Origin of the sequence: Paenalcaligenes sp. Me52 (assembly GCF_050487965.1) — a bacterium.
Classification (GTDB): Bacteria; Pseudomonadota; Gammaproteobacteria; order Burkholderiales; family Burkholderiaceae_B; genus Paenalcaligenes.
Window position 1 is genome coordinate 327971 of record NZ_JBKQFO010000003.1, and the last position, 20731, is coordinate 348701.

General features: G+C 50.5%; 16 protein-coding genes and 1 other RNA gene. 2 read left to right on the forward strand and 15 right to left on the reverse strand.

The window, feature by feature from the left end:
* Positions 1-6 precede the first annotated feature (6 nt).
* Together ftsH and ACLO87_RS15805 are read right to left on the reverse strand one after the other, a co-directional pair.
* A complete protein-coding gene (gene ftsH / locus ACLO87_RS15800) occupies positions 7-1917 on the reverse strand; it encodes an ATP-dependent zinc metalloprotease FtsH (RefSeq protein WP_135863953.1) in 1911 nt (636 codons plus the stop codon).
* 107 nt (positions 1918-2024) lie between these two features.
* On the reverse strand, positions 2025-2660 hold the full coding sequence (locus tag ACLO87_RS15805; protein WP_135863952.1) for an RlmE family RNA methyltransferase: 636 nt from the start codon (positions 2658-2660) through the stop codon (positions 2025-2027).
* A gap of 18 nt (positions 2661-2678) precedes the next feature.
* Between ACLO87_RS15805 and ACLO87_RS15810 the strand changes: the two genes are divergently transcribed.
* Positions 2679-3185, forward strand: a complete 507-nt coding sequence (locus tag ACLO87_RS15810; protein WP_135863950.1) for a YhbY family RNA-binding protein — start codon at positions 2679-2681, stop codon at positions 3183-3185.
* Between the two features lie 75 nt (positions 3186-3260).
* On the opposite strand, the gene greA is transcribed toward ACLO87_RS15810, so the two are convergent.
* From greA to carA, 9 genes are all read right to left on the reverse strand, one after another.
* Complete coding sequence (greA, locus tag ACLO87_RS15815) at positions 3261-3737, reverse strand: transcription elongation factor GreA (protein ID WP_135863948.1); 477 nt, start codon at positions 3735-3737, stop codon at positions 3261-3263.
* A 233-nt stretch (positions 3738-3970) separates the two neighbouring features.
* A complete protein-coding gene (locus tag ACLO87_RS15820) occupies positions 3971-5290 on the reverse strand; it encodes a solute carrier family 23 protein (protein WP_430224229.1) in 1320 nt (439 codons plus the stop codon).
* A 340-nt stretch (positions 5291-5630) separates the two neighbouring features.
* The gene (locus tag ACLO87_RS15825) at positions 5631-6278 is read right to left on the reverse strand and encodes a histidine phosphatase family protein (RefSeq protein ID WP_135863944.1); all 648 of its coding nucleotides are present in this window, start codon (positions 6276-6278) and stop codon (positions 5631-5633) included.
* 6 nt (positions 6279-6284) lie between these two features.
* Positions 6285-7184, reverse strand: a complete 900-nt coding sequence (locus ACLO87_RS15830) for a LysR family transcriptional regulator (protein WP_135863943.1) — start codon at positions 7182-7184, stop codon at positions 6285-6287.
* Between the two features lie 8 nt (positions 7185-7192).
* A complete protein-coding gene (locus tag ACLO87_RS15835) occupies positions 7193-8281 on the reverse strand; it encodes an ABC transporter ATP-binding protein (RefSeq protein WP_135863942.1) in 1089 nt (362 codons plus the stop codon).
* A 2-nt stretch (positions 8282-8283) separates the two neighbouring features.
* On the reverse strand, positions 8284-9990 hold the full coding sequence (locus ACLO87_RS15840) for an ABC transporter permease (RefSeq protein WP_135863940.1): 1707 nt from the start codon (positions 9988-9990) through the stop codon (positions 8284-8286).
* A 97-nt stretch (positions 9991-10087) separates the two neighbouring features.
* Entirely contained in the window at positions 10088-11407 is a 1320-nt protein-coding gene (locus ACLO87_RS15845; RefSeq protein WP_135863938.1) for an ABC transporter substrate-binding protein, read from the reverse strand.
* A 374-nt stretch (positions 11408-11781) separates the two neighbouring features.
* On the reverse strand, positions 11782-15012 hold the full coding sequence (carB, locus tag ACLO87_RS15850) for a carbamoyl-phosphate synthase large subunit (RefSeq protein ID WP_135866626.1): 3231 nt from the start codon (positions 15010-15012) through the stop codon (positions 11782-11784).
* 25 nt (positions 15013-15037) lie between these two features.
* Positions 15038-16192, reverse strand: a complete 1155-nt coding sequence (carA, locus tag ACLO87_RS15855) for a glutamine-hydrolyzing carbamoyl-phosphate synthase small subunit (protein ID WP_430224230.1) — start codon at positions 16190-16192, stop codon at positions 15038-15040.
* 173 nt (positions 16193-16365) lie between these two features.
* Here carA and tal point away from each other — a divergent pair, with 173 nt between their 5' ends.
* Positions 16366-17331 (forward strand): transaldolase, encoded by a 966-nt coding sequence (gene tal, locus ACLO87_RS15860; protein ID WP_135866174.1) that lies wholly within the window; start codon positions 16366-16368, stop codon positions 17329-17331.
* 16 nt (positions 17332-17347) lie between these two features.
* Here the strand turns inward: tal and recR are convergent, their stop codons facing one another.
* The 4 genes from recR to ffs all read right to left on the reverse strand — a co-directional run bounded on the left by recR (position 17348) and on the right by ffs (position 20729).
* Positions 17348-17959, reverse strand: a complete 612-nt coding sequence (gene recR / locus ACLO87_RS15865) for a recombination mediator RecR (RefSeq protein WP_135866173.1) — start codon at positions 17957-17959, stop codon at positions 17348-17350.
* Positions 17959-18285, reverse strand: a complete 327-nt coding sequence (locus ACLO87_RS15870; RefSeq protein ID WP_135866171.1) for a YbaB/EbfC family nucleoid-associated protein — start codon at positions 18283-18285, stop codon at positions 17959-17961. The genes recR and ACLO87_RS15870 overlap by 1 nt, the downstream gene beginning before the upstream one ends.
* A gap of 34 nt (positions 18286-18319) precedes the next feature.
* Positions 18320-20497: a DNA polymerase III subunit gamma/tau gene (locus tag ACLO87_RS15875; RefSeq protein ID WP_430224231.1), complete on the reverse strand. Its 2178-nt coding sequence runs from the start codon at positions 20495-20497 to the stop codon at positions 18320-18322.
* Positions 20498-20631: 134 nt separating this feature from the next.
* Positions 20632-20729: signal recognition particle sRNA small type (ffs, locus tag ACLO87_RS15880), an RNA gene on the reverse strand.
* Between the last annotated feature and the right edge of the window lie 2 nt (positions 20730-20731).

Sequence of the window (20731 nt, forward strand, 5' to 3'; positions counted from 1 at the left end):
TAGAGGTTAAACCGGTGTAGTGGCGGCTGAACTTCCATCCTCTGCTGGTTTTGCACCTGAAGCAGGAGGATTTTCATCCGACTTGCCACCGGCATTCTTGTCAGTGTAGTCCTTTGGAGGACGTGGCTCACGACCTTGCATGATGTCTTCGATTTGTTCTGCATCGATGGTTTCCCATTCCAACAGAGCATTCGCCATAGCATGCATTTTATCGCTGTTATCTTCGATGAGTTTACGAGCAATGTTGTACTGCTCATCGATGATCTTGCGAATTTCTTGGTCAACCTTCTGCATTGTAGCTTCAGACACGTTAGTAGTCTTAGTCACACTGCGACCCAAGAATACTTCGTTTTCGTTTTCTGCATACACCACAGGACCCAATGAATCAGTCATACCGTAACGAGTCACGATGTCACGTGCAATTTGTGTAGCACGCTCAAAGTCGTTAGAAGCACCCGTGGTCATCTGATTCATGAACACTTCTTCAGCAATACGGCCACCGAACAATACTGCGATCATGTTCAGCAGGTGGTTTTTATCCATGCTGTAACGATCTTGTTCTGGCAATTGCATGGTCACACCCAAGGCGCGACCGCGAGGAATAATAGTCACTTTGTGAACCGGATCAGTTTTTGGCAACAAACGTGCTACCAATGCGTGACCAGATTCGTGGTAAGCCGTGTTGCGACGCTCTTCCTCGGGCATGATCATCGTACGACGCTCAGCACCCATGATGATCTTGTCTTTGGCTTTTTCAAAGTCTTGCATGTCAACGGTACGACCATTACGACGTGCCGCGAACAATGCTGCTTCGTTCACCAAGTTAGCCAAGTCAGCGCCGGAGAAACCAGGTGTACCACGAGCCAACACTTGTGCATCTACGTTACCTGCCAAAGGCACTTTACGCATGTGCACGTGCAGAATTTGCTCACGACCACGAATATCAGGCAGACCCACTACCACTTGACGGTCAAAACGACCTGGACGCAGCAATGCTGGATCCAATACGTCAGGGCGGTTAGTTGCAGCAATTACCAGTACGCCTTGGCCAGTTTCAAAACCGTCCATTTCTACCAGCAATTGGTTCAGGGTTTGTTCACGTTCGTCGTTACCGCCGCCCAGACCTGCACCACGCTGACGACCTACCGCATCGATCTCATCAATAAAGATGATGCAAGGTGCGTGTTTCTTGGCGTTCTCAAACATGTCACGCACACGCGCAGCACCCACACCAACAAACATCTCAACGAAGTCGGAACCTGAAATGCTGAAGAACGGTACTTTGGCTTCGCCCGCAATCGCACGAGCCAACAAGGTTTTACCTGTACCAGGTGAACCCACCATCAAAATACCGCGAGGAATACGACCGCCCAAACGCTGGAAGCGTGTTGGATCGCGTAAGAAATCTACCAGTTCTTGCACATCTTCTTTGGCTTCATCGCAACCAGCCACGTCAGCAAACGTCACAGGATTGGTATTCTCGTCCAGCATGCGAGCACGGGATTTACCGAAGCTAAATGCTCCGCCCTTACCACCGCCCTGCATTTGACGCATAAAGAAGATCCACACCCCAATCAGCAATAGCATTGGGAACCAGGAAATGAAAATGCTAGCCAAGAAAGAAGGCTCTTCGCGCGCTTTCCCAGACACTTGCACACCCGCTTTGACCAGCTCAGGTACCATCCACAGGTCGCCGGGCGATGTCAGAGTGTAGCTGCGACCCGAATCAGGGGTAACAAACAGGGTATCGCCCTGAATATCAACCTTGCTTACGCGTCCGGCACGGGCATCGTTCATGAATTGTGTGTAAGTTACGCCGTCGGTGGTTGCTGGACGACTGTCAAACTGCTTAAACACAGTAAACAGTACCAATGCAATCACCATCCAGATCGCAACTTTAGAAAATGAGTTGTTCAATGCCAACCTCCTGCTGTTTCTTTAACTGCCCAACGCCATGACTGACATATTGCTGAACAGAAACCGTAAGTCTCATTCTACCCGATAAAAAAGCGTGTAACCCATCTCTAAAGCTTTAAATTACGAGCCACCAAAAAAGTTTCTGATGACTTGTCACGTGAGGCTTTAGGTTTACGCTCAGCAACATTTAAAAAGTGCTCTTTGAACAGTTTCACGATTTGTGAGAAGCCGCTTCCATGGAAGCTTTTCACAATTAACGCCCCATCAGGACGCAAGTGATTCACAGCAAAGTCTAGAGCAATCTCACAAACGTGGGCAATACGCGCTGCATCAGCGGATGCTACTCCTGATAGATTGGGGGCCATATCAGAAATTACAAGGTCTACTTTTTCACCTTTTAGTGTTTTTTCTAAAGTTTCTAATACCTCATCGTCTCTGAAGTCGCCTTGGATGAATTCCACCCCTTCAATAGGCTCCATTTCTAACAGATCTAATGCGATAATACGGCCATTAATAATGCCACCTGGCCCTACCATGCGCTCACGCGCCACTTGAGACCAACTACCCGGTGTAGACCCCAAGTCCACCACCACGTTGCCAGGTCGCAACAGCTTTTCTGCATCAATCAGCTCCAACAATTTGAAAGCCGCCCGTGCCCTATAACCCTTTTGTTGCGCCATTTTGACGTAAGGATCATTTATATGCTGTTGCACCCACGCTTTTGAAGTTTTTTTCTTGCCCATTCCCGTACAATCTTGGCTATGCCCACATTAAATATCTCTATCCAACAGCGCAACGATTTACGCGCCGCTGCCCACTCCCTTCGCCCTGTAGTACAGATTGGCGACAAGGGCGTATCGGATGCAGTTCTGAAAGAAATCGACGTGCACTTGAATGCACACCAACTGATTAAAATTCGTGTTGCTGGCGATGACCGTGAAAGCCGTCTTGCCGCCTTCGACACTATTTGCAGTTCCCTTCAGGCCGAACCTATTCACCATATTGGTAAAATCTTAACGATCTACCGACGCAATGTTGAACGTCCAGACCTGTTAGATGCGTCCGAACCTGCTACCCGTGCAGTACGTAAAGCCAATGAGCCTTACACACCTAAAAAACTTGCTGCAGTTGGCGTCACTAAAACCAAGAAGAAACCTTCTAGACAGCCGTCCAATCCTGCAAGCCGTGTAGCCACAGCTGATACACAAAGCAGAAAGCGTACACCTAGCAGCCTAAGCAAACCTAGAAAACCTGCTAAATCGTACTGATTTGCTTTTGAAATTATAAAGCCCATGCAACAGTGCATGGGCTTTTTTTATCTACGTCAGATTCTAGGCCTAGGCTTAGATGTACTGAACGCGCATGATTTCAAACTCTCGTACACCACCTGGAGCTTTAACTTCCACCACGTCACCCTCGCTTTTACCAATTAAGGCACGAGCAACGGGACTGGAAATAGAAATGCGCAGTGAGCGGATATCGGCTTCCACATCACCCACAATTTGGTAGCTCAGCTCTTCGCCTGAGTCTAGATCTTCGATTTGGATGGTAGCACCAAACACCACACGGCCATCAGCATCCAACTCTGCTGGATTGATGATCTGCGCATTGGACAACGTGCCTTCCAATTCGCGGATGCGGCCTTCGATAAAACCTTGGCGTTCGCGCGCGGCTTCGTACTCGGCATTTTCAGACAAGTCACCCTGAGCACGTGCTTCGGCTATCGCGTTGATAACCTCGGGACGCTCGGTGGTTTTCAATCTGTGCAGTTCTGCCTGCAGGCGCTCTGCGCCCTGCGCTGTCAACGGGATCGCGGACATAGTATTCCTGATAAACAATTAAAAAGCGCCCACATTCTACGGGGGCGCACTCATTACATTTTTCAGGGTTTTTCGCTACCCTGATCACTGGAATTTCCGACTGTGACGTGCTGCCTGCACCGGCTCAATAGTCGAAAAGAAAGCCCCAAGCTTCTTGGGGCGGTTGGATACATTGTCGGCAAAAGCACTAGAAATTGCAAGCACTACCGTTACAGGAAAACCCTCGGCAAGGCTTAGGCTGTTTTTTGCCGCTGACCTAGAATGGCCTGCAAGATAATGGCACCAAAGGTAGCAGTTCCAATACCATCCAGACGGATCATGCCAAAGTCTAAGGAGAAGTTACCCGCCCCCAAAACCAAGGTCACAGCTGCTACCAGCAAGTTACCGCTATGGCTGAAGTCAACCTGATTCACTACCCAAATACGGGCACCGGCTACGGCAATCAAACCAAAGACCACTACCGACATACCACCCAGCACAGGGCCAGGAATCATTTGGATCACCGCGCCGAACTTAGGTGAAAAGCCCAAGAACAACGCAATAATGGCTGCAAACACAAACACCAATGTGGAATAAATACGGGTAGCCGCCATCACGCCAATGTTTTCAGCGTAGGTCGTCACACCTGTACCACCCAACGAACCAGACAACATCGTCGCTACACCATCACCCACGAAGGCACGGCCCAAGTATTTGTCCAGATTTTGGCCTGTCATTGCAGACACAGCTTTGATGTGGCCCAAGTTCTCGGCGACCAGAATGATGGCCACAGGCACAATTACACTCATGGCCTGTACATCAAACACGGGGGATGAAAAGCTAGGAATACCAAACCACTTGGCATTGCTCACACCGCTTACATCTATAGGCACACCGTAGCCCATGCCGTTGGTGAAAATCGCGTACAACAAACACGCTACGATCATCCCCACCAAAATCAGCAAGCGCTGCACTACACCACGGGTGAATACGGCTACACCACCTACACACATCACCGTCATCAGCGCCATCATGGAATCGAAGGTGCCACCACCCATCGCACTCTTGGCGGCGATAGGCGACAAGTTCAAACCAATGACTGCAACGATGGAACCCGTCACTACAGGCGGCATCATACGGTTGATGATGGCTGCTGCGCGACCAGCTTTGTAATCCATGGCCCAGACCAATGCCCCAATCAGGGTATAAGCTAGACCACACATGATGATAGCGCCCAAAGCTACGCCTATATTGGCGTTGGGACCCACACCGGCATAACCCGTAACGGCAATCACACCACCAATGAACGCGAAGCTGGAACCCAGATAACTAGGAACTCTACCGCCCACGAACACAAAGAAAATCAATGTACCAATCCCCGACATCAGGATGGCCAAGTTGGGATCAAAACCCATTAACAGGGGAGCCAGGATAGTAGAGCCAAACATTGCTACTACGTGCTGTGCAGCCATCGCCACGCTTTGTGGGCCGGGCAAGCACTCATCAGGCTGCACTACCCCATCCGCTTGTACGTGAGATACGCGCTTCCAGCGGGGAAAATAAGAATCAGACATAGGAAAAGGAAGAAAAGAGTCGCTAACTGAGGCGAAAGTTTAAGACTGGGCTACAATCCGGGCAAGCAGTATTCATGGCACAACAAGGACTTATGAATAAAAGCATGTAACATGCAACACTATTCTCAGTTCTTGGTATAAACCATAATCAAATTTTCATTGAGAATAGGCTTACAATAGAATTTACGTTCAACACTGCCCTAGGCAGTGTTATGCGTTTACTACAACAATAAAAAGCCACCGCCTGCCCAGCGGTTATCGTTCAAAGGTTGGCGCAACAGCCTTAGAACACTATAAAACCCCGCCTTGGCGGGGTTTATTTTTATCTATACCTCTAGTTTTAACCTACATCATCCAACGCATTTTCAGAAATATGCGAGGCTTGCCCCCAGCGTTGCACTGTCCAGTCGTAACCAGATGCACTTGGGCTTAGGCTGAAATGGTTAATACTGGTGTTCAAAATAGTTTGTGTCCGAGGTGCGTACAAGTCCACCTGCAGCAATCTACGCCACACCATATCAATCACACCACCGTGCGCAAACACAGCCAGCTTCTGGCCTGGGTACTTATAGGCCAACTGTTCTACGGCAGTTAAGACTCGTTGCTGAAAGGTTTGTATAGACTCACCACCTTCTGGCGCGAGATCGGCGCTATCGCCTGGCTGATCAGGTACTCGGCCACCAAAGCTATCCCAGCTACGGCCTTCCAAGACACCAAAACCACGCTCACGCAGGCCTTTATCTAGCACCACATCCAGCCCCGTGTGCGCACACGCAATGGCTGCAGTTTGCGCAGCACGCTGCAAATCACTGCTCACCACCTGATCAAATTGCACGTCAAACCTGTCCGACGCTAAGAAACTTGCCAGATTATGGGCTTGCTGCTCACCCACCTCATTCAGAGGAATATCTTGCCACCCTTGCAAACGACGATCTGCATTCCATGCGGTTTCGCCGTGCCTTATCAACCAAATATGTGTACTAGTCATGACTACTCATGTTGTAGAGGCACCGTCCAGGTGCCAGATGCGCTGCAGCATAGAGATCAACGCCACGGTTAGCGGCGACTCTACACTTTCCAGTGGGGTAATAAACCCCAACGACGCTTCCATTTTAACGTTACCCCAGATTGTAAAGTGACCTTGCCGCACGCCTTGCAGGGCTACTTCTTCACGCAACAATGCACACCCAGAGCCTGCACGTACCAAGGCATCCATTTGCGCCTGATCGTCACTGTGCAAAATAACTCTGGGGGTGAGAGCTCGTTTCTCAAATACGTCACGCAATAACAAATGCGTATGACTACCAAGGGAACCATCTAGCCACGGCAACGCGGCAACTTCAGACCACCCACCCAAGCTGACTTCTTGTGCCATTTTGTTTGGCAACACTAACCTATAACTGATACTACGTAATGGCAACCAGTTAACGTCTCTGGGCGGATATACTGAAATGCTGAATGCAGCCGTCAGCCTACTGGTACTGACATACTCCTCCAACTGCATTGCCGGCATGATCTGCGTTTGCAGCTCAATTAAAGGAAGCTGGGTAGAGATTTTATTGACCAACTCGCCCAAGCGTAAAAAGTCTAAGTGCTCGCTGGGCAGCCCCAATGAAATCACGCCATTCAGCTCACCTTGTAGTTGCTTGGCTTCGGATTTCAGTTGTCTAGACTGCACCAGTAGCTGCTCTGCGGTGGCCAGTAAACGCTCACCCGCTTTGGACAAACTCATGCGTCCTGCTGCCCGCTCAAAAAGACTCACCCCTAAGCTCTGCTCTAGAGCTTTAACTTGCGTGGTCACCGCAGGCTGAGTCAGATTCAGAGCTTCTGCTGCACGCGTCACGTTGCCTAGACGCGCTACGGTCACAAAAGCTCTGATTTGATGAATTTCCATCGAGCGGGTTAGACAGGAAGCAAACGAATCTGTGCTGGCTCTACCCCAACTGCCACAGGTGCGCCTGGCATCAACAAGGAAGAACCAGCGTAGTGCGCTTGATCGGCCACGATAACCTGGTCACCGGCATCAATTTCGTAACGCGTGAACTCACCTAAGAATTCGCTACGCGCCACTTTGCCAGGAATCCACAGGTAACGCGCATCCATTTTGCCCATGTTGCCACTTTCCAGTTGCACAGTGTGCGGGCGGAAACTTAAGGCCATGCTATTACCTTCAGGCACATCCGGTGTCAGAGGTAGATTCACATCGCCTATACCTTCCACATGCAGCGTGATAGACGAAGCAGAACGCTCTTTCACCGCACCGTTTAGCACGTTCATGGTACCCACGAAGTTCGCCACAAAACGATTGCATGGGAAGTCAAACAAGGTTGCTGGCGCACCCACTTGCTGCACCACACCCTGATCCATCACAGCCATACGGTCAGCTGTGGTCATGGCTTCTTCTTGGTCGTGCGTCACAAAAATGGTGGTGATACCCAAGCGTCGCTGCAACGACAGCAAGTCTTGGCGCATCTGTACACGCAGTTTTTGGTCCAAGTTAGACAACGGTTCGTCTAGCAACAGGACTTGTGGCTCAATCACGGTAGTACGCGCCAACGCCACACGTTGTTGCTGACCTCCCGACAACTGGTTAGGCCTACGTTTAGCAAAGTCAGCCAACCCTACTAGCTCTAGTGCAGAAGCTACCTTATCGCGTACTTCAGCGCGTGGCAGCTTACGCTCTACCAAACCAAAGGCTACGTTATCCCACACTGTCATGTGTGGCCACAGCGCATAGCTTTGGAACACCATACCGATGTTGCGCTTGTGCGGAGGCATATTGCCAATGTCTTTGCCATCAATCAACAACTGACCGGAGTTGTGCTGATTAAAACCAGCAATCAAACGCAGCAGCGTGGATTTCCCTGAACCGGAAGGCCCCAACAAAGCGAAAAACTCGCCGGGTTCAATCGTTAAATTGATGTCCTTCAGTACTTCATTTTTACCGTAGGCAAGCCGGATGTTACGGCATTCAACACTTACTTTCTTCATGGCTATTCCTGATCCACCTTACCTGGGCGCTGACGCGCGGACGTACGTTCAACGATGACATGGGAAATATAGGTACCGACTGCCACCGCAACCACTGCCAATACCCCTAACGCTGCACCGGGCCCACGGCCTGATGCACTTTGCATATACAGATAAATACCGTAGCTCATGGGCGCATCGCTATCACGTGTCACCAGCATGATGGTGGCGGATAACTCCACCGCTGCGGTAATGAAACTTGTCACAAAACCGGCCAAAATACCGCCACCCATCAGAGGGATCACCACGCGACGAATCGTATTGAAACGGTTCGCACCAACCGAGGCGGCTGCTTCTTCCAGTGACACACTAATTTGCTGCAAGGCGGCCACACACGATCGCAGTGCGTACGGTAATCGCCGCACCGCATACGCAATCATGATGAGCAACCACGTAGAGGTCAGCCCCACTTCGGTAAAGGGCAGGTTCACATCCCTAAAGGTACGCATAAACCCAATCGCCAACACAATACCGGGCACTGCCAACGCCGCAGACGCTATCCAGTCCATAAACTGCCGCCCCGGTATTTTGGTACGCAACATAATGTAGGCAATCGCTGTACCCAAGATCACATCCACACCCGCCGCGATACCGCAATACAGCAAGGTATTTTTAATCATGCCCTGAGACTCTTGGAATACCGCCGTGTAGTGCGCCAAGGTATAGCCATCAGGCAGCGGCGCGTAGCTCCATACCGTCGCCAATGACAGCAGCAACACACCAATGTGCGGTGACAACACTAGCAGCAACACCAAGGCAATCCAGACGTACGCCAACCATGCTTGAGGCTTGGTCAGACGACGTTGCTGTATAGACGAGCCGCCTTTCTGGATGGTGGAGTAATCACGACCTTTCAATGCAGATGCAGACAACCACAATGCCAAGATAGAGAAACCAATCATCAGCACACTGATGACATAACCCAATGGATCATCAATACCTACTTGGGTAATACGCAAGTACGCCTGAGGCGCCAGCATATTGGTAATACCTAGCACTAGCGGTGTACCCAAGTCATCAAACACTTTCACAAACACCAGTGATGCACCCGCGATATATCCAGGCAACGCCAATGGGAAAATAATGCGACGGAACAAGCGCCAGCCTTTGGAACCTAAGTTCACTGCTGCCTCTTCCATCGCACCATCAATGTTGCGCAACGCAACAGTCAGGTTCATCAAGATGAAGGGGAAATAATGCAGCGCTTCAACAAAAATAATACCGTTCAAGCCATCCATAATAGGCAGCGTGACGCCAAACCAGTCGTCTAGCATCAGGTTCAACGAACCCGAACGGCCAAACAACAGTTGCATCGCAACCGCGCCCACAAAGGGTGGCATGATCAACGGCAAAATACCCAGTGTCTGAATAATCAGCGCACCACGAAACTGAAATCGAATCGTCAAATATGCCAAAGGAATGGCAATCAACGACGCGAACACCGTGGACATAAAGGCCACGTACAAACTGTTCATGAACGATTCTTTAAGCAGGGTTTGGTGGAAAAATGCACCAAAGTGACCCAGCGTAAAGCCACCGTCAGCATCCAAGAATGCTGTGTAGAACACGTTCCCTACAGGAACAACCAGAAAGAACACTAAAAAGGACAGCACTACAAGTGCGGCCATGATTAGTCCTACTGGATAGCGGGAAGAAAAAGAGTGCGCCATGAATACACCGCGACAAGACTGCTCACATCGCGTCAGTAATAAAAAACAGTAAGACCCACTCTTCCGGCTAGAAGAGTGGGTGTGTCACATCTACGCCTTATAGGGACGCAGCTTGGTTTGCCAGCTCAATGGCTTTCTCATAGTTAGCCTTGGCTTGACTGTTCCAGTCGCCTTGCAATTTGGACAATTGTTGGCTGATCTGGGTATCTTTTTTATCGCCTGCAAACAGGTCGATCAATGCTTGGTCTTTCACTTGTTCAGCACTGATCAGTGGTGCCCAAGCCAGCTTCTTGGCTTCTGCCAACAACTCAGCCGCTTGACCTTGTGGGTTAGCGCCTAGTTTGGCTTCAGCATCGATAATGGCTTTGCTAGCTGCTTGCAGTTCTTTGTGGCGGAAGGTGATTGTCTGATCAAATAATGTTTGAACAATGTAATAGCGCTGTTGGGACAGATCTACGTCAAAGTTCACTTTACTGCGCTCTACAATTTCCAGAGGATTGGGGTAATTCTCTGGAATGTTATCTAACTGCTCATATGGCAACACTGGCAAACGAGAAATTTGTGGTGCCAACAGCAATTCTTGGCCTTCTTTGCTCAGCGAAAACTCGATGAACTTTTTGCCTTCTTCGGTATTGGCTGCACCTGCAATCAAACCAATGTTGGCTGGCACAATCGCCGTTTCATCTGGGTAAACAAATTCCACAGGGAAATTCGAGTACTTGCTAGACAAACCAAAGAAGTCGATCACGGGACCGGCACCAAACTGGCCGTTATTCACGCCATCGGGTACACCAAAGGAGCGGTCAGTCAATGCAGCGCTATTACCAGACATGCGCAGCAATGTTTCCCAACCCTTTTCCCAGCCCTCGCCCTGCAGAATAGTTTCTACAGTCAGGTGCGTAGTACCGGAACGCGATGGCGAGGTCAGACCTACGTTGTTGAACCACTCAGGGCGCAACAAGTCTTCCCATGTTTTTGGCTCTGGCAGTTTTTTCGCTTTCACCAAACGGGTGTTGTACATGATGCCGTAACCCGCTAAGGCTTGGCCCAAGAACATGCCGTTAGGATCATTAATAGGGAAGCTACCTATAGTCGCTGGTACTGCAGGGTTAGCGATGTCGGACACGTTTTCTAGCAACTGGGCCTGAGACAACACTTCAAACGCATCTGGTGCACTAGCCCAGAAAATCTCAGGACGTTTTCCTTCAGGTGTTTCACGTACGTAAGCAATACCGGAAACTGTATTTTTGTTCAGGATTTCCAGTTTGATATCCGGATTCGCTTTTTCAAAAGCAGATTTGTACGCTTGAGTCAGCTCTTTGGGGAAAGAGGTAATGACTGTCACGGTTCCGGCCAAAGCCGGACCAGCGGCCGCCAACATCAGAGCAGCTAACAAAGGTTTGCAGCGTAGCTTCATTGCGGTAGTCTCCCTGTAAAAATAACTAGCCTAGAGTTAAGGTTAGACAGCAAGATAGGGAATGCTAAACACTACGTCCAATAAAAATATTTGATACTAGCTATAAAACACAAAAAAATACTTTATAGAACAACATGTTAAGCACCATACCCAGAATAACCCTGAGTAGGTCTAGTATCGTTATTTCCTGCAACCAGATTTTATTATTGATGAATGTTTTATCTGGGGAAAACTGCCGCTTTCTCGCTCCGCTGGGCATCAGGTCCAGCAGTTATTTTAGGGAATACATACGTAAAGGTAGCATGAAAAAACCAGCCAGACCCATAACGGATCTGGCTGGTTTTGTTACTACTTTATACGGCTTGGTTACCCTATTACAGGCCGTGCATTTCCTGCAAGGAGTACACGCGCAGGCCTTCGCCATGACGCATATACTGTAAACCTTCAACAGCTGCTACTGCACCAGCAATCGTGGTGTAGTAAGCCAAGTTAGCCGCCAAAGCGTGAGTACGGATAGTGCGTGAATCAGCAATCGCGTTACGGCGCTCTTCCACTGTGTTGATGACCAAAGCGATTTCGCCGTTTTTGACCATGTCCACAATGTGTGGTCTGCCTTCTGTGACTTTGTTCACTACTTTCACTTCCAGACCAGCTTCGCTGATTGCCGCTGCTGTACCACGTGTAGCCACAACGCTAAAGCCCAGAGAGATCAAACCACGCGCCACTGCTACAGCACGTTTTTTGTCTGCATCACGTACGCTCAGGAATGCCTGACCGGACTCTGGCAATTTCACGCTAGCAGCCATTTGTGATTTCACAAATGCTTCTGCAAAGCTGCGGCCCACACCCATGACTTCACCAGTAGACTTCATTTCTGGTCCCAGAATGGTGTCTACGCCAGGGAATTTCACGAATGGGAACACAGCTTCTTTTACCGCGAAGTAGCCTTCTTTGGCTGGAGCTTCCAAACACAAGTCTTTCAGCATTTCGCCAGCCATCACACGTGCCGCCAATTTTGCCAACTGCAAGCCTGTAGCTTTGGATACGAACGGCACGGTACGAGAGGCACGTGGGTTCACTTCCAGCACGTACACATCGCCATCTTGAATCGCGAACTGTACGTTCATCAAACCTTTTACGTTCAGGGCCTTAGCCATCAACGCTGTTTGACGACGGATTTCTTCAACCACTTCGTTGGACAACGAGTATGGAGGCAGACTGCATGCGGAGTCACCGGAGTGAACACCAGCTTGCTCGATGTGCTCCATTACACCGCCAACAAACACGTCTACGCCATCGCACAAGCAATCCACGTCTACTTCGGTAGCGTTGTTCAGGAAGTGATCCAGCAATACTGGGGAATCGTTGGAGACTTTAACCGCTTCACGCATGTAGCGTTCTAGGTCAGTTTGCTCGTGTACGATTTCCATAGCGCGGCCACCCAGCACGTAGCTAGGACGCACCACCAGTGGGTAACCAATCTCACCCGCCATCGCAATCGCTTCGCTTTCTGTACGAGCTGTGCGGTTTGGTGGCTGACGCAGACCCAATTTGGTCAACAGTTTTTGGAAACGCTCACGATCTTCAGCGATGTCGATGGATTCTGGGCTAGTACCAATAATAGGTACACCGTTAGCTTCCAAGGCACGAGCCAATTTCAATGGTGTTTGACCGCCGTACTGAACAATAGTACCTACCGGTTTTTCGATGTGTACGATTTCCAGCACGTCTTCCAGAGTCAGTGGCTCGAAGTACAGACGATCCGATGTATCGAAGTCTGTGGACACTGTTTCTGGGTTGCAGTTGATCATGATGGTTTCGTAGCCCTGCTCACGCAATGCCGTAGCGGCGTGCACGCAGCAGTAGTCAAACTCGATACCTTGACCAATACGGTTAGGGCCACCACCCAGAACAATGATTTTCTGGCGATCAGTAGGCTGAGACTCACACTCTTCTTCGTACGTGGAGTACATGTACGCTGTGTTAGTAGCAAACTCTGCAGCGCAGGTGTCTACACGCTTGAACACAGGACGAACATTCAGCTGGTGACGTGTTTTACGTACTTCGGACTCTGCTGTATCCAGCAAGAAGGCCAAACGACGATCGGAGAAACCACGACGTTTCAAACCGAACAAGGTGTCACGATCCAAATCGGCCAATGTTTTTTGTTCCAGCGCCAATTCGATATCCACGATATCTTTGATTTGCGCCAAGAACCATGGGTCGATCTTGGTGATATTGTGTACTTCTTCCAAGCTCCAGCCTTGGGCAAATGCATCGCCCACGTACCAGATACGCTCAGGACCAGGCTCACCCAACTCGATCTGCAATTTTTCGCGATCGGTAGTCATTTGGTTCAGACCATCCACGCCTACTTCCAAACCGCGCAGGGCTTTCTGGAAGGACTCTTGGAAGGTACGACCCATCGCCATCACTTCCCCTACAGATTTCATCTGTGTGGTCAGACGGGAGTCAGCTTGAGGGAATTTCTCAAAGGCAAAACGAGGAACCTTAGTGACTACGTAGTCAATAGTAGGCTCGAACGAAGCAGGAGTCAGACCGCCTGTGATTTCGTTTTTCAACTCGTCCAGTGTGTAACCTACGGCCAAACGTGCTGCGATTTTAGCGATAGGGAAACCGGTTGCTTTGGAAGCCAAGGCAGAAGAACGGGACACACGTGGGTTCATCTCAATAACGATCATACGGCCGTTATCTGGGTTCACCGCAAACTGTACGTTGGAACCACCTGTTTCCACGCCGATTTCACGCAATACAGCAATAGAAGCATTACGCATCAATTGGTATTCGCGATCGGTCAGTGTTTGAGCAGGAGCCACAGTGATGGAGTCACCGGTGTGCACGCCCATTGGGTCCAAGTTCTCGATAGAGCACACGATAATGCAGTTATCTGCTTTATCACGCACCACTTCCATTTCGAACTCTTTCCAACCCAACAAGGATTCTTCGATCAGCAACTCTTTAGTTGGTGACGCTTCCAAGCCGCGACGGCAAATGGTTTCGAACTCTTCGTGGTTGTAAGCGATACCGCCACCCGTTCCACCCAATGTGAAGCTAGGACGAATTACCACTGGGAAGCCGGAGGTACCAACTTCAGCAGCAATTTGACGTTGCACATCCCATGCTTCTTCCATGGAGTGGGCTACGCCAGATTTAGCAGACTCCAAACCAATGGAAGTCATCGCCTCTTTAAATTTCTGACGATCTTCTGCTTTGTCGATCGCTGCCGCGTTGGCACCGATCATTTCGACGTTGTACTTGTCCAAGATACCGCGCTCTGCCAATTGCAAAGCACAGTTCAGGGCTGTTTGACCACCCATGGTTGGCAGCAAAGCATCTGGGCGCTCGCGCTCGATGATTTTCTCTACTACTTCACATGTGATGGGCTCAATGTACGTGACGTCTGCAGTAGCAGGGTCAGTCATGATGGTGGCCGGATTACTATTGACCAGAATCGTGCGGTAACCCTCGGCTTTCAGGGCTTTACACGCCTGAGCACCGGAGTAGTCGAACTCACACGCCTGACCAATAATGATAGGACCGGCACCAATAATAAGAATACTTTTTATGTCTGTACGCTTTGGCATAATACTTTTTCGTCAGCTAGGCGGATCAGGCCTGTTTTTCCATCAGGTTGATGAAGGTATCAAACAAGGCGGCAATATCACGTGGACCTGGAGTGGCTTCAGGGTGACCCTGGAAACCAAACGCAGGGCGATCTGTCAGCTCGAACCCTTGCAGCGTGCCATCAAACAACGAAATATGAGTAACCTTGGCAGTTGCTGGCAACGTTTTGGCGTCTACTGCAAAACCATGGTTCTGGCTGGTGATGAACACACGACCCGATGCTACTTCTTGCACGGGATGGTTCGCACCGTGGTGGCCAGTTTTCATTTTCACGGTTTGGCCACCTACTGCCAAGCCCAGAATCTGATGACCCAAGCAAATACCAAACACAGGCACTTTGGCTTCTAAAACAGCTTTGGTTGCTTCGATCGCGTAGCTACATGCCTCTGGGTCACCAGGACCGTTAGACAAGAACACACCATCAGGCTGTGTGGCCAAGATGTCTGCAACAGGTGTTTGCGCGGGGTATACAGTGATATCGCAACCACGGTCTGCCATCAGACGCAAAATGTTAGCCTTCACACCAAAGTCATACACTGCCACTTTGAAGCGACCCAGTTCTGGGGATGTGAAACCACCACCCAAAGCCCAGGAGCCTTGTGTCCAACCACCAGGTTGGCGCACGGAAACTTCTTTGGCCAAATCTTGACCAACCATTCCCACAAAAGAACGGGCCAGTTGAATGGCCCGTTCGGCGTCATCGCCAACTAAGATACATGCGCCCTGAGCGCCTGTTTCTCTAAGTATGCGAGTCAGCTTACGGGTATCAACCCCAGCGATCGCCACAATGCCCTCTTGCTTGAGGTATTCTGGCAACGACTTTTCGGAACGGAAATTGGAAACCTTCAACGCGCAATCACGCACCACCAAACCGGCAGCTTGAACGCCAGCAGACTCAGAGTCTTCTGCATTAATGCCTGTATTACCGATATGTGGATAAGTGAGAGAAACGATCTGACCCCTGTAGCTGGGATCGGTGAGGATTTCCTGATAGCCAGTCATGGCTGTATTGAAGACTATTTCGGCAACTGCGTGGCCTTCTGCACCGATAGAGATACCTTTAAATACCGTACCATCGGAAAGGGCCAGGATTGCAGTTGATGTAGCATGAGACTCTTCAGGAAAGAGAGACGGCAGCACGTTTAAACCCCGGATTTTAAATTTACAAATAAACCTTCCAATTATACGCTGACTTCGGCCTTCACATAAAGGACTACGAAAATCAGACGTTTATATTCCACGCTTTTTCAGAAAATAGCTTACAGTATGTGGCTTGTATCTGACCCGTAGTTGATGTGATAAGGCAGTAGACCATGACCACCTTGCTTGAATCTTTACGGCAACACACCACCGTTGTGGCCGATACCGGCGATTTTGAAGCCATGAAGGCCTTCAGGCCCACTGATGCGACCACTAATCCGTCGCTGATTCTAAAAGCCGTACAACAGGAACAATATCGTTACCTGCTGGAAAAAACCGTGAAGGCTGCTCCGCAAGCCAGCATTACTGAGCTGTGCGACCGCCTGTTAGTGGCATTTGGCAGCGCCATTCTAGACATCGTACCTGGCCGCGTTTCCACTGAAGTAGACGCCCGCTTGTCGTTTGACAGCCAAGCCAGCATCGAGCGCGCCCGTACTATTATTGAATTATATGAGGCTGCCGGCATTTCCCGTGAGCGTGTGCTCATTAAATTAGCCGCCACGTGGGAAGGCATACAAGCGGCACGCCAGCTTGAGTCCGAAGGCATTCATTGCAACCTGACCTTGCTGTTTTCGCTGACACAGGCCGTTGCCTGCGCGCAAGCCAACGTTACCCTGATTTCACCCTTTGTTGGGCGTATTTACGATTGGTACAAGAAAAGTGCAGGCAGCAGTTGGGACGAAGCCGCTAACGCTGGCGTGAACGATCCCGGTGTGAAATCCGTGCGCAAGATTTTTAACTACTACAAAACCTATGGCATCAAGACTGAGATCATGGGGGCAAGTTTTAGAAATATTGGCCAGATCCAAGCACTAAGTGGCTGCGATCTACTGACCATTAGCCCTGCTCTGTTGGCGGAACTGCAAGAAAAAACCGGCGAGGTGCCGTTGCAGCTAGACCCTGAATACGCCAAAGATGTGGCGCCTGAATGGCGTGCCAATAATGAAATTAATTTCCGCACACGCCTGAACGACAATGCGATGGCCACAGAAAAACTGGCCGAAGGCATCAGACTGTTTACTGCGGATGCGCTGACACTGGATCAACTGATCACTCAGGTCAAAGCTCAGCAAGCCTAATGGCGACGCGGGAGCGTTAGGTTTCCCTACGCTCCTGCAATGCCCATGCCATCGTACTGGCATCTACATATTCCAGCTCACTACCAGCCGGCACACCTCTGGCCAAACGTGTCACGCGTTTACCGCGCTGGCGTAAAAGCTCAGCCAAATAATGCGCTGTGGTTTCACCTTCTGCGGTGAAGTTAGTCGCTAGAATAACTTCCTGCACCTCATCACCACTGGCTCGTTGCAGCAATCTATCGAATTGCAGCTCGTTCGGGCCTATGCCTTCTATGGGTGCAAGTCTGCCCATCAGCACGTAATACAACCCTTGATAACCATGACTGGACTCAACGGTGTTCTGATCGGCAGGAGTTTCCACAATACACAGCAACGATTTATCGCGCTGCGCATTGTCACACAGAGAACAAACCACCGTCTCACTAAAGCTATTGCACTGTTCGCAATGCTTCAATGATTGAGTGGCTCTATCCAGCGCCTGCCCCAACACCACTGCACCTGACAAATCATGCTGCAGCAGGTGATACGCCATACGACGCGCGGTACGCTCACCCACACTGGGCAAGCGTCGTAGCGCATCAATCAGCGCCCGTAGTGGTTCGGGCTCAGGTAATACGGGTGTGGACATTAGAACGGCAGAGACATGCCTGGAGGCAATGGCAAACCGGCTGTCACAGAAGACATCTTCTCTTGGGAAGTGGCTTCAGCTTTACGCAGTGCATCGTTCATTGCTGCAGCAACCAAGTCTTCCAACATGTCTTTGTCGTCTTCCAACAGGCTAGGATCGATAGTGATGCGACGCACGTCATTGCGACATGTCATCACCACTTTCACCAGACCACCGCCTGCAGCACCTTCTACTTCGATGCTAGCCAAGGCTTCTTGGGCTTTTTTCATGTTTTCTTGCATTTGCTGCGCTTGACGCATCAACCCAGCGATCTGTCCTTTCATCATAACAACGTCTTCCTGTTGAAATCAAACCTAAAACTTAAACGGCCTTCAAATGATTGGCCTGTATGGAGCCGGGCATAATTTGCGCCCCGAACTCACGAATCAAACTAACGATAAACGGATCTTTAGGCGCATCTTGCTCCGCCTGAATCTGACGCTGCTCACGCTCGGCTTGTTCTACCGCATACGCCGTTGCATCGCCCGTTGCACCGTATTCAATATTAACCCGTACTACTTGCCCAAAATACTCAGCAAGCACAGTACTTAATCTGGCTTTGGCTTGGCTGTCGTCCGCTGAACGTATTTGCGCACGCAATACGATCTGACCTTCTTTGTCAGCACCAATCCATTCACTCTGACGTGCGAGCTCCGCCGCCCAACCGCTAAGCGGTAAGCTAGCTGCGACAGCAGGCCAGCCTTCAGAATTCATTCTTTTAAGAGACGCAGACTTTGCGACCTCTCTAGGTTCTGTAATTAAACCCGATAAATCCGGTTCTGCGACATTCGCTTCAAAAGATGACACATCATCTTGGCCAGAGAACGAATCATCAAAACCCGGATCACCCGCCTGCTCATACGGAGCATCGTCGCTCGCGCTGGCCTCATCTTCCCACGGAATATCATCAAAACCCGCAGGAGGCTCATTCGCCGCCGAAACTGGCTCAGCCATTGGTGATGCTGGCTCAACCGCAACCTCTGGCGCAGGAGCACTAGGCTTATTCAGAATCGTACCGCCCACTTCTGTGGTTGGCGGCATAGCACCTGCTGGCGGTGCTGGTGGCTCATCATTACGTGCCGCAGGCGGTTGCTGCACAGCAGGAGTTTCTGCTGGTGCTGTCGCCGCAGGGCTAGGCGAGACGGCTTCAGTCGTTTGTTCTGCCGGTGCAGGCGCCACAGGCGTAGCCTGTTCTACCTGCGTCACAGGTGCCGAAACAGTTTCTGGAACAGGCTCAACGGTAGCCGCTGGTGCTGGATTGTCCACAGGAGTGTGCTGAGCCGCTTCTACCGCAGACTCTACCGCTTGCTCTAACTGAGGCGAGGCGACTGCAGGTGCCGTCACCACAGCAGCAGCCACCGCAGGTGCGGCTACTGACGGCTCTCTACGAATGTCAGGTTGCGATGGCAAGGTATCACCCGGCATCAGCGCCAACATGCGCAAGCACCCCATCACAAAGCCAGCGTACTCATCGGGCGCTAGGCTCAACTCTTTACGGCTATGTACGGCGACCGAGTAAAACAATTGCACAAAGTCTGGACCAAGTTGCTTGGCCAAATCTTGAATATCAGCTTGTAGGGGATGCTCGGCAGGCGTAGCACCCGGTAGGCGCTGCTCTACAGCAATCTGTGAGAGCAATACGGCCAAATCACCCAACGCGGCCGAATAAGACAACCCACGCAGAGCCAAATCATCCGCCACAGCCATCAGCGCTTGCGCATCGCGGTTAATCAACGCACGCAACAACTGACACAAATGTCCTTGGTCAATAGTGCCCAGCATGCCTTGCACCGCATCGTTACTCACGTTGCCAGCACTGTAGGCAATAGCTTGATCGGTTAATGACAGCGCATCACGCATAGAGCCCGCTGCCGCTTGCGCAATCAAACGCAAACCCGGCACGTCGAACTCGATTTTTTCTTCTTCTAGAATTTTCTGCAAGTGCTCCACGATCGCAGGCACTGTCATTTGCTTCAGGTTGAACTGCAAGCAACGCGACAACACCGTCACAGGAATTTTCTGTGGATCAGTGGTCGCCAAAATAAACTTCACGTGTGCTGGCGGCTCTTCCAAGGTTTTAAGCATGGCGTTAAACGCATGCCCCGTCAGCATGTGCACCTCGTCAATCATGTAGACCTTATAACGGCCCACACTAGGTGCGTACACAGCCTGCTCTAGCAACTGCGTCATCTCGTCCACACCTCGGTTGGACGCCGCATCCAGCTCTACATAATCAACAAACCTACCGCTATCAATTTCCTGACACGCCCGACATTGCCCACAGGGATTAGGTGTAATACCTGTTTCGCAGTTCAGCGCCTTTGCCAAAATACGTGACAACGTGGTCTTCCCCACCCCACGAGTACCCGTGAACAGCCACGCGTGGTGCAGCCTTTGCGTCGTCAACGCATGGCTCAACGCACGGACAACGTGGTCCTGACCAATGAGGGTATCAAAGGAACGGGGGCGCCATTTACGGGCAAGAACAAGATAGGTCATGCTTTTAGAAGGCCAGAAAATTACCAGCATCCACTAGATGCTATCGAAAGCAAAAGTGTACCGGATTCCCGTGTTCGATGGGCAGAATAACGCTAAAGGGGGAGATGTAACAGATAGGCATAGGCCAGTAGAAGGGTGGCGAGCCTGACTTCGGCACTGATTCGGGACAGCTATGGCTGCTTCGTTCCCGACCTGACCAGGTTGACTGTTGAACCATGCGAAGGGACCCGCCAC